This window comes from Acinetobacter sp. 1294596, from assembly GCF_000582925.1.
In the GTDB taxonomy this organism is placed as follows: Bacteria; Pseudomonadota; Gammaproteobacteria; order Pseudomonadales; family Moraxellaceae; genus Acinetobacter; species Acinetobacter radioresistens.
The window spans coordinates 1-8,932 of the sequence record NZ_JFCC01000072.1; the positions used below are offsets into that span (position 1 = coordinate 1).

The 8,932-nt window shown below is 39.8% G+C and carries 9 protein-coding genes and 1 pseudogene; 3 read left to right on the forward strand and 7 right to left on the reverse strand.

All coding sequences use genetic code 11. The annotated features are described in order from the left end of the window. Positions 1–312 precede the first annotated feature (312 nt). Both J502_RS15355 and J502_RS15360 read right to left on the reverse strand, forming a co-directional pair. Positions 313–687: a diacylglycerol kinase gene (locus J502_RS15355; RefSeq protein ID WP_005406652.1), complete on the reverse strand. Its 375-nt coding sequence runs from the start codon at positions 685–687 to the stop codon at positions 313–315. A 100-nt stretch (positions 688–787) separates the two neighbouring features. Further along, positions 788–1,489, reverse strand: coding sequence for a VIT1/CCC1 transporter family protein (locus J502_RS15360; protein ID WP_005406599.1), 702 nt, complete (start codon positions 1,487–1,489; stop codon positions 788–790). Positions 1,490–1,922: 433 nt separating this feature from the next. Here J502_RS15360 and J502_RS17020 point away from each other — a divergent pair. From J502_RS17020 to J502_RS15370, 3 genes and pseudogenes are all read left to right on the forward strand, one after another. Then, positions 1,923–2,039 (forward strand): annotated as a pseudogene (locus J502_RS17020) (hypothetical protein); the annotation flags it as partial. A 324-nt stretch (positions 2,040–2,363) separates the two neighbouring features. Then, positions 2,364–3,251 carry an NAD(P)/FAD-dependent oxidoreductase gene (locus J502_RS15365; protein ID WP_005406570.1) on the forward strand — a complete coding sequence of 296 codons (888 nt, stop codon included), beginning with the start codon at positions 2,364–2,366 and terminating at the stop codon, positions 3,249–3,251. Positions 3,252–3,339: 88 nt separating this feature from the next. Further along, complete coding sequence (locus J502_RS15370) at positions 3,340–3,804, forward strand: P-loop nucleotide/nucleoside kinase family protein (RefSeq protein WP_005406873.1); 465 nt, start codon at positions 3,340–3,342, stop codon at positions 3,802–3,804. 645 nt (positions 3,805–4,449) lie between these two features. On the opposite strand, the gene J502_RS15375 is transcribed toward J502_RS15370, so the two are convergent. The 5 genes from J502_RS15375 to J502_RS15395 all read right to left on the reverse strand — a co-directional run. Further along, positions 4,450–4,893 (reverse strand): universal stress protein, encoded by a 444-nt coding sequence (locus J502_RS15375; RefSeq protein ID WP_005406821.1) that lies wholly within the window; start codon positions 4,891–4,893, stop codon positions 4,450–4,452. Positions 4,894–5,162: 269 nt separating this feature from the next. After that, positions 5,163–5,546, reverse strand: a complete 384-nt coding sequence (locus tag J502_RS15380) for a carboxymuconolactone decarboxylase family protein (RefSeq protein ID WP_005027381.1) — start codon at positions 5,544–5,546, stop codon at positions 5,163–5,165. 80 nt (positions 5,547–5,626) lie between these two features. Next, complete coding sequence (locus J502_RS15385) at positions 5,627–6,805, reverse strand: thiolase family protein (protein WP_034685049.1); 1,179 nt, start codon at positions 6,803–6,805, stop codon at positions 5,627–5,629. Positions 6,806–6,896: 91 nt separating this feature from the next. Beyond that, positions 6,897–8,306 carry a short-chain fatty acid transporter gene (locus J502_RS15390; protein ID WP_005406866.1) on the reverse strand — a complete coding sequence of 470 codons (1,410 nt, stop codon included), beginning with the start codon at positions 8,304–8,306 and terminating at the stop codon, positions 6,897–6,899. Positions 8,307–8,440: 134 nt separating this feature from the next. Then, positions 8,441–8,932, reverse strand: a 492-nt coding sequence (locus tag J502_RS15395; RefSeq protein WP_034685052.1) for a succinyl-CoA--3-ketoacid-CoA transferase, incomplete at its 5' end; no start/stop codon positions are given.

An 8,932-nucleotide genomic window follows, 5' to 3' on the forward strand; every position in this document is an offset into this window, starting at 1 on the left:
TTATTAAGCTGTTAATTTAATTAGATATTATTTTAGCTCATTGATATAATAGATAAAAAAGATGAATCCTGATAATAGATATCACTCCCAAAGGCTCTTTATACTACCTTCTATACAGCTTAAATATTAAGATATAAAAATTTTAATCTACTATATTAGTTTTTAATTGATTATATTGATTATATATTTTCATAATGGCTGATTAATTAATTTTAGACTATAATTTTAATTTCAATACCTATTATATTAACCTTAATTTAATCAAATAAATTGAGATCGAGAATTTAAAAGATATCTTATAAATTAAAAGATTTAATGACTTAAAATAATTAGCCAAGTACTAAGAATAATAAAGATAGCAATTAGCTGAGCTGCACTTCCCATATCCTTCGCATTTTTAGAAAGAATATGTCTTTCAAGAGAGATCCTGTCAACTACAGCTTCAAGCGCCGAGTTAAATAGCTCAATCACAATTGATAATAAACATACAGCAATCATGAGTGCACGTTCTATACTGGTAACTTTGATAAAGAAACTTAAAGGAACCAGTATCAGGTTCATCAGTATAATCTGACGAAAAGCAGGTTCATGCTGATAAGCTGTGACGAGGCCTGTTATCGAATAATAAAAAGCATTTATAATACGTTTGACACTTTTCTTACCCTTATATGGGGAATATAAGCTCATAACCTGATCACATAAATATACTATCTGGATTATGGTTTTTCTTGCTTAAAATAAAATTAAAAGAGTTATAAGGGTACAATATATTTATATGATTTATTGCCTAAACAGCTGTGACATTAAATAATGAACCCACCCATGCACTAAACAGCATCGCAATAATTCCCCATATCATAATACGTATTGCACCTTTCCAGATAGAATTGCCACCGGCATAGCTTGCCAGCGCACCCAGAACTCCCAGACTTAATATACCAATTATAATAATGCCTGATTGGAGTATAGATTCAGGAAGAAAAATAATTGCAGCAACAGGAAACAAAGACCCCACTGAAAAAGCCAGAGCTGATGCGACTGCTGCAAGAACAGGATTTGCCGAAGTCTGTGCTGAAATACCAATTTCGTCTCTTGCATGGGCGTCCAGAGCATTATGTGCAGTCAGCTGTTGAGCAACCTGATGGGCAAGGTCAGAGTCTAAACCGCGACGTATATAGATATCTTGGAGCTCCTTTAATTCATGGGCCGGATGAAGATCTAATTCTCGTGCTTCCATATTCAAATCACTCTGCTCGATATCCTGCTGGGACTTAACTGATATATATTCGCCGGCTGCCATTGAGGCAGCGCCAGAAATCAGGCCGGCTATACAGGTAATTAACAGGGTATGAGTGGAGGCCCCACTTGCCGCTACGCCGATGACAAGGCTGGTAACAGAGATAATCCCGTCGTTTGCACCCAGTACAGCAGCACGTAACCATCCCGCACGCTCCATATAGTGCTGTTCAGCATGATAAGAATGACGCATAGAACACTCTTTTATTGTTAAGGTTGTTAAAATAGAGGAAATTTATTTTAGCTATATATTAAGGCTTATAACTTCTGAATTGAATATATTTTTAACTTATTGATTTTAATGAAAACTAAAATAACAAGACAATTTCTATTATAGTCAGCCTTAAAAATCTTATTTTATAGAAATATTTTTTAAATATTGAGAATTTTAACATCTAAATAATATGGTATCAGAGAAGGTTAAATATTAAAAAATAGAAGATCGATACTTAAGATGCTATCTATTCTCATGATCAGGCTAGAGCAGGTTTTTTAGTGACCAATTTAAGGGAGTTATCCCTGAAGAAATAGTGCTAAATTATAAATCAAGTGATAAATGAAGTAATAAGCACAGCCGTCTTATAAGGAAAAACCGTGTTGATGCCGATCTGTAGAGATCTGAACAGGCAGTTGCTGTAGGTTATCAGCGGATTGTTGATAACAATACTAGCCTGAGCATAAGTGGGGTATTTACTCAAAAAGAAAGTTCTGCTGGTATAGGGGGGGGAGATTTTAGCTGGTAAATTTATATAAAGTGTTTAGTTTTGATATATTATTTAAGTGAATAAAATAATAAGTAAAAAAGTACCTATATAATAAATATATTCATTAAAAATAACTGGTTAATTAAAATTAATATTTGGGGTAGGTGTGATCTGGTATAGATTTGAGGTTTATATTTTAAAAAAATGCTGCTTGAGATAGCCATTTCACTTTAAGGTGATAAAGAAATTCAGTTAAGCAAACAAAATAATCATAAAGTTGCATTTCTCATAAAGGACATCAACATTGGTATAAGCTAGAAGTATTAAGCTAATTCCTGAAATGAGATTTTCGGAGTTATCAAAATGATTTATGACGTTGCAATTATTGGCGGAAGTTATGCCGGCTTATCTGCGGCAGTACCTTTGGCAAGGGCACGTCGAAATATTATAGTAATTGATGCAGGGCAGAGACGGAATCGATTCGCCGAAAACTCTCATGGTTTTCTTGCACAAGATGGAATTCAGGCGCTGGAAATTATAAAAAAGGCACGGGAACAATTACAGCGCTATAAGACAGTCAACTGGCAACAGGGCACGGTCCACCGGGTAGAAAAAAATAATCAGGATTTTTATTTGTATTTGGATACTCAACAGTCAATTTATGCTAAAAAAATAATCATAGCCTCGGGAGTCACTGACCGCTTACCGGATATTTCAGGTCTAAACGAACGTTGGGGGAAATCTGTATTTCATTGCCCATATTGCCATGGCTATGAACTCAATCAGGGAAATATTGCACTTTTAGCCAGTTCTGCCCATGTTACCCATCTGGCCATGATGCTTCCAGACTGGGGTAAGACTACACTCTTATTAAATGGTCAGCCAGACCTGTTGAATCTGAAAGCCAAACAGCAATTACAAGAAAGAGGCGTGACCATAGATGACCGTTCAATTAAGCAGATGGATTCTCATGCTGATGTGATATTTACAGATCAGAGCATCACACACTTTGATGGATTGTTTATACAAACTAAAACCTTTTTAGAGCAAGGCTGGATCAAGGATTTGGGTTGTAAAATTGAAGAAGATGAAACAGGGGAATTCATTTATACAAATGACCTAAAAGCAACTTCAGTTGATGGGGTATTTGCCTGTGGAGACGCAGCTCGGCCCGGCGGTTCAGTGTCTTTAGCCGTAGGTGATGGGGCACTGGCAGGAGTAAGCGCACATAATGCTTTAATTTTTGATTAAATTAAAAATATTAAAATAGAGAAATTTATCAGTCAAAACCTAATCTCCTATGACTATAGCCAGAAATGAAAGAAAGGGAAAATAATAAATGCCTGAAAATACTATAATTCCAGTTCTTTATTTAATGTGTGGATTGCCAGGTTCAGGAAAGACTACATTGGCTAGAATTCTAGAAAAAGAATATGGGGCTATTCGCTTTTCACCAGATGAGTGGTTATATGATCTCGGTTTAAGTTTTTACGATGATCAGGCAAGAATTAAGGTAGAGCAGCTCCAGTGGCAGCTTGCCCTGCAATTACTTAAACAGGGCCACAGTGTCATTCTTGAATATGGATTCTGGTTAAGGACGGAGCGTGATCATTATCGCGCTGTAGCCAAGGAGCTCGGTGTTATAGCCAAAGTGTGCTATTTGAAGGTATCTATAGATGAGCTGAAGTCACGACTGAAAAAACGTAACCAATTGGGCATCGATAGTATACCTGTGGTTGACTTGGAAAAACTGGATCAATGGATAAACCGCTTTGAGGAGCCTGCTCAAGAAGAGCTGAATTAATTCTGGTTGGATCATTTATTTTTTGTAAGAATATAAAAGATGGCTAGTGAGCAGTTCTCTCTATGCTTTAAAAAGATCTTAAATCTTTAGACTGCTGAATATTATTGCTTGGGTATTGGGTCAGCAGTTTCTAGTCAAGTAAAAATCAGCTTTACTCAGGATTTTTATCTCAGGCATTGTTTTTCTGACTATATAAATAGCCTCTAAAAATGAAATATAGAAAGCTAAATGAATAATAATTATTTATATGTACAAGGCTGTACTCATGCTATTTAAATCGCTCCTTATTCGTATAACCTGTTGAGTGATGATCCTGAATTATTTTACATAAAATAACAGCAGAAGGTTTGATTTGAGCTACAGCTTTTTCTGAATCATGAAGAAGGTGAGAAAAGTCATATTGAACAATCAGTATGCCGGGACTCGGCAGTTTTTACCTAAAGGAAAAGGAATGTTATCTAAGTGACCTACAGCAATAGTGGGAGTAGTGCAATCGATTGAAGATGGATCAGGATCTAAGGTATTCATCAGAACCGATATCTTAGAAAGTCATGTGAGGAAAATGAGCTGAATAGTCTTTAAAACTGTCTAGGCTTATTTTCCTCTCCTGACCTGAGATTCAAATGCAATTAACAGATCAAATAATTATTGTTTGATAATCATGACTGGTAAATGCGTTGCTGCCAATACACTCTGGGCTACACTTCCGAGAAAGATTTTCTTGATCCCTTTACGGCCATGTGAACCCATAATAATCAGGTCGGCATTTATCTCTTCTGCGGTATTAATAATTTCTTTATAAATTTCCTGTCCTTCAGTCAGACGGGTTTCTATTTCTATCCCTTCTGCGGCAAAAAGGGCTTTGGACTGATCCAGAGTTTTCTGTATTTCCTGTTTAGCTTTGTTACGATAGTCTTCTACCAGCGTCTGGGTATCGACAAATTCAACAGCAATAAAAGGTTCAACTGAAAGTACACAAACTGCTGTAACCTTACTGCCAAAAGCCTTGGCAATATCAGCTGCCTGTTTGACTGCAGCGAGAGAAGTTGGTGAACCATCTACGGGAACTAAAATATGTTGATAAGTCATGGTGCTGACTCCTTGGGGAATAGTTCTTAAAAGGATACTTATTATTAGATGTCTTAATATTATACGCTGTCCAGCAGTTAAATATATGAGGAAAACTTAATTTATATAACTGATGTCCATTAATTTCAAAGCTAAGCCATCAACTTAAGGCTAACACACTTCCAGCAAACAAAATGCTTTTCTAGCACTAAAGTTTAAATAATAACCATAAAATATTTATATTAATAAAAATAAAAAATGCAGGTTAAAGGCCTGCACTTTATAAAATTTTACGAATTATGGTAGTCATTAATCACTTCAAGCGCAGCCCGGAAAGCTTCTTGGGCTGCTGGTGCTCCACAATAAGGTAGGCTGTGCAATAAAACTTCCTGAATCTCTTCAACTGTGGCACCGTTATTGAGTGCACCACGAACATGTCCCTTTAGTTCGGTAGGGCTCTTCTGGGCAACCAAAAATGCAAGCGTAATCAGAGAACGGTATTTGCGTGGCAGTATACCTTCACGTTGCCAGGTTGACCCCCATGCATGTTCATTAATCCAGTCTTGCAGCGGCTGGGTAAATGGAACGGTGTTGTTTTGGGCACGCTGTACAAATGCCTCACCCATAACTTCAGTGCGGACTTTCAGGCCATTTTCGTAATCTTGCTGAGACATGATTGTTTCCAGAGTCAGAATATGAAAAAGGATATACCACGCTCGATGGTATATCCTGCAGAAAATTGACAATACTCAGATCAGGCCATGATTTCAATCGCTATTGCAGTGGCTTCTCCACCACCGATACAAAGTGCTGCAATACCTTTACGCTTGCCAGTGCGTTTAAGTGCATAGATCAGTGACAAAATAATACGTGAACCTGATGAACCCAATGGATGACCTAGGGCGCAGGTACCTCCATGTAGATTAACTTTTTCAACATCCAGCTCAAAGGCATCAATCGCGGCCATCGTTACCATGGCAAAGGCTTCGTTAATTTCCCATAAATCAACTTCTGCTGCATTCCAGCCGGCTTTCTTCAGAACTTTTTCAATTGCACCCACTGGAGCAATTGTGAATTCAGAGGGATGTTGTGAATGTGAAGCATACGCTACAATTTTTGCTAGTGGTGTCAGACCACGCTGCTGTGCATTTTCTTCAGTCATGACCAGCATGGCTGAAGCGCCGTCACTAATTGAGCTAGCATTAGCTGCCGTAATTGTTCCATCCTTGGCAAAAGCCGGACGCAAGGTGGCGATCTTATCAATTTTGGCATTAAACGGATTCTCATCCTGAGCCACAATGACCTCACCTTTACGACTGCTGACAGTTACTGGCACAATTTCATCTTTTAAATAACCTTCGCTAATAGCCTTTTGCGCGCGGGTTAAAGAACGGATCGCAAACTCATCCATCTGTTCACGGGTATAACCTTTCTGGTTAGCCATATCCTGTGCCAGTGAACCCATCGAACGGCCGGTTTCTGCGTCTTCAAGACCTTCTAAAAACATGTGGTCCTTGACCTCACCATGACCCATGCGAAATCCTGCACGTGCTTTGGGCATCAGATATGGAGCATTACTCATTGATTCCACCCCCCCTGCCACTACAATATCAGCACTACCTGCCTTAATTGCATCTGCTGCCTGCATGACAGCTTTCATGCCTGAACCACAGATTTTATTGATAGTGGTGGCGCCAACATGGTCAGGCAAGCCCGCCAAACGCATTGCCTGACGGGCCGGACCCTGTTTTAACCCGGCAGGGAGTACACAGCCCATAATCACTTCATCAACCTGATCGGCTTGAACACCAGCGCGTTGTAGAGATTCCCGGATGACGGCTGCTCCCAGCTCAGGTGCAGTTAAACTGGATAAACTACCCTGAAAACTTCCCATAGCAGTACGGCTACCAGAAACAATAACAATCGGTTGCATATTTGAATTCCTATTCAGACCATAACGAAAAAACGCAGTACAGTGTTGGTAAAAATGAAAGGCTCTTTTGTTCTTGAAAAAGCCAGTACTATTAAAATACAGGTGGGGTATAAGCCAGAGTACGTCCCAGTATCCACAATAAAAAAAGAACCAGCGGAAAATGCACGATCAGCTGGGTTACGGTAAAACCAATCACATCTTTAGGTTTAAGTTTCAAAATACCCAGCATCGGCAACATAAAAAATGGATTGATCAGGTTCGGTAAAGCCTCAGCAGCATTATAAATCTGCACTGACCAGCCCAAATGTACTTTCAGGTCATTGGCAGCTTGCATAACATATGGGGCCTCTATGATCCATTTTCCACCACCTGAGGGTACAAAAAAGCCAAGAATAGCTGAATAAATTCCCATCACTACAGCAAAACTTTCCTTGGAAGCAATAGAAACAAAAAACTCGGCAATATAGTGAGATAAAGAAAGATCATTGCTGTTCATGGCATGAGTCATGATAAAAGCAATACTGCCGTATAAAGGAAACTGGATTAATACGCCAGAGACCGCAGGTACTGCCTTGGACACGGCATTAAGAAAATTACGTGGTGTCCCATGCAGAGCCAGGCCCAGCATCAGAAAGACAAAGTTATAGGTATTTAAACTGGAAATAGCCAGAATTGGATTCTGCTGGGTAAATTCGAGAATCATCCAGCCTATACCAATCGCCACCACTAGTATGGTTAAGATTGGTGAATTTTCTAGCCAGTCTCCCGGGCGGCTAGACTTTGATTCCGGCTTTTTCTCAGTTTCAAAGTCCAGTTTAAAATCCTGCATGGTCTTGACGTTTTCACCTTTAGGGGCAGACCAGTAGGCAATTGCAATTGAGACAATGATCAGTACCAAAGTCATAACGATGGATTGCCACAGAAAAATTGTTTCAGTGAAGGGAATAACCCCAGTAAGCTGATAAATAGATTCAGGTAAACTGTCTTTATTGGCTTGTAGCTGGGCAGCAGATGAACTGATACCCAGTGCCCAAGTCGCACCCATACCAATAATAGCTGCAGCAGCCGCGGCCCGGTAGTCCATTCGCAGTTCAGTACGTTTTGCCAGTGCAATCACTAAAAGAGCCGTCAAAATAGTACTCACGGCCCAATTGACAAGGGAAATCAGCAGACTGACGGTAGCAACCAGTACAATTGCTCCACGACCGGAACTGGGTATAAGAGCCATTTTCTGAATAAGGAGTTCGACGGGTCTGGAAACCGAAACCACATAGCCGACAATAATCAGCATGGTCATTTGTAGGGTAAATGGAATGAGACTCCAGAATCCATCACCAAAAGCTTCAGCTACAGCTTGGGCCGGAGCACCGATCGTCATCGCGGCAATTGAAACAATGATGACTCCCAGTAAAGCGAAGATATAAGAGTCAGGAAACCATTTTTCTGACCAGTTACTGATACGAAGAGCGAACCGCTCAAGTAATCCTTGATGTTTATACATAGTTTTTGAAATCCATTTGTCTGTTTATTCTTGGATATGGTATCTAGCTGCCCATAGCCTGTTTTATTATTTACTTAGGACACACAAAGCAGCCGAAGCTGCTTTTTTATTCACATGATTTTTATAGTATTGGATCAGGCTGCATCATTCTCTAGCTGTACATTTAGCTGTACGCCTGTAACTGCCTGAATCTGCTCTAGCGTCACCTCTTTGGCCAGTTCTATCAGTTTCACCCCTGCGGCGTCAATATCCATCACACCAAGGTCGGTAATAATCCGGTGGACTACACCTTTACCTGTAAGTGGCAGGCTACACTGTTTTACAATTTTTGGTGTTCCGTCTTTCGCACAGTGCTCCATCAGCACTACGACTTTTTGTACACCTGCAACCAGATCCATGGCTCCGCCCATGCCCTTAACTTTCTTGCCCGGAATCATCCAGTTGGCCAGATCTCCCTGTTCGGAAACTTCCATTGCCCCTAAAATCGCAATATTGACGTGTCCACCACGAATCATGGCAAAGGATTCAGCACTTGAGAAAAATGCAGCGCCGGGCCGGGCTGTTACGGTCTGCTTACCCGCATTGATCAGATCAGCATCCACCGTTTCTTCAGTTGGAAACTCTCC

Excerpts from the sequence above, each read along its gene's own strand:
- J502_RS15385 (WP_034685049.1), bottom strand. The coding sequence starts at position 6,805 with ATGCAACCGATTGTTATTGTTTCTGGTAGCCGTACTGCTATGGGAAGT.
- J502_RS15355 (WP_005406652.1), bottom strand. The coding sequence starts at position 687 with ATGAGCTTATATTCCCCATATAAGGGTAAGAAAAGTGTCAAACGTATT.
- J502_RS15390 (WP_005406866.1), bottom strand. The coding sequence starts at position 8,306 with ATGTATAAACATCAAGGATTACTTGAGCGGTTCGCTCTTCGTATCAGT.
- J502_RS15375 (WP_005406821.1), bottom strand. The coding sequence starts at position 4,893 with ATGACTTATCAACATATTTTAGTTCCCGTAGATGGTTCACCAACTTCT.
- J502_RS15380 (WP_005027381.1), bottom strand. The coding sequence starts at position 5,546 with ATGTCTCAGCAAGATTACGAAAATGGCCTGAAAGTCCGCACTGAAGTT.
- J502_RS15365 (WP_005406570.1), top strand. The coding sequence starts at position 2,364 with ATGATTTATGACGTTGCAATTATTGGCGGAAGTTATGCCGGCTTATCT.
- J502_RS15370 (WP_005406873.1), top strand. The coding sequence starts at position 3,340 with ATGCCTGAAAATACTATAATTCCAGTTCTTTATTTAATGTGTGGATTG.
- J502_RS15360 (WP_005406599.1), bottom strand. The coding sequence starts at position 1,489 with ATGCGTCATTCTTATCATGCTGAACAGCACTATATGGAGCGTGCGGGA.